Consider the following 778-nt stretch of genomic DNA (forward strand, 5'->3'; position numbering starts at 1 on the left):
CGTCCGCGGCCCGTGCCAACGCGGCGTCGGGCGACGACGCGGACGGGTCGCCGGCCCACAGCGCGACGATCCGGGCGCCGTGCACCCGGTCGGGCACCCCGACGACGACCAGCTCAGCGACGCCCGGCAGCCCGGCGAGGGCGTGTTCGACGTCCTCGGCGAGCACGGTGTGGCCGCTGACCGTGATCGCCTGATCAGCGCGACCGAGGATCTCGACCCTGCGACCGCCGGCGTCGATCCCGCCGCTCGGGGGCACCCACCGCGCGGCGTCGCCGACGCTCGCCCAGCCGCCCGGCGCGCGCCGCAGCGCCGCCGTCCCCTCCGGGGTGTCGAGGTACCCGTGCGCCTGGTAGGGCGACCGGCTCCACAGCAGCCCGTCGCGCACGTCGAGCTCGACCCCGGGAAAGGCCCGATAGCCGGGGCGGTCGTCGTCGCGCACCGCGACGAACGACAGTTCCGCGGCGCCGTAGTAGGAGACGAGCCGCACGCCGGCGTCCGCGCACCAGCCCGTCAACGCCGCCGGCACGCGGTCACCGGCGGTGACGACGAGCCGCAGCGCAGGCAGTTCCCCCGCCTGGCGGGCGCGCAGCAGCCGCGGCACGAGGGTCGGGGGTGCGTGCACGACGGTGGCGTCGGCGTGCGGCTCCCCGGCGAAGCGCACCGGCAACCCGAGCTGCGTCGCGTGCCACGCGGCATACAACGGCGCCGTCGCCGCCGGATGACCGGGGAGCCACGTGACGTCGTCACCACCCAGCCCCAGGAGCCGGGCCAGCGGCTC

General features: G+C 77.4%; 1 protein-coding gene. It reads right to left on the reverse strand.

The window, feature by feature from the left end:
• Window positions 1-778, reverse strand: a 778-nt coding sequence (locus tag PINTE_RS21495; protein ID WP_157087464.1) for an AMP-binding protein, incomplete at both ends; no start/stop codon positions are given.

This window comes from Piscicoccus intestinalis NBRC 104926 (genome assembly GCF_001515525.1).
GTDB lineage: Bacteria > Actinomycetota > Actinomycetes > Actinomycetales > Dermatophilaceae > Kineosphaera > Kineosphaera intestinalis.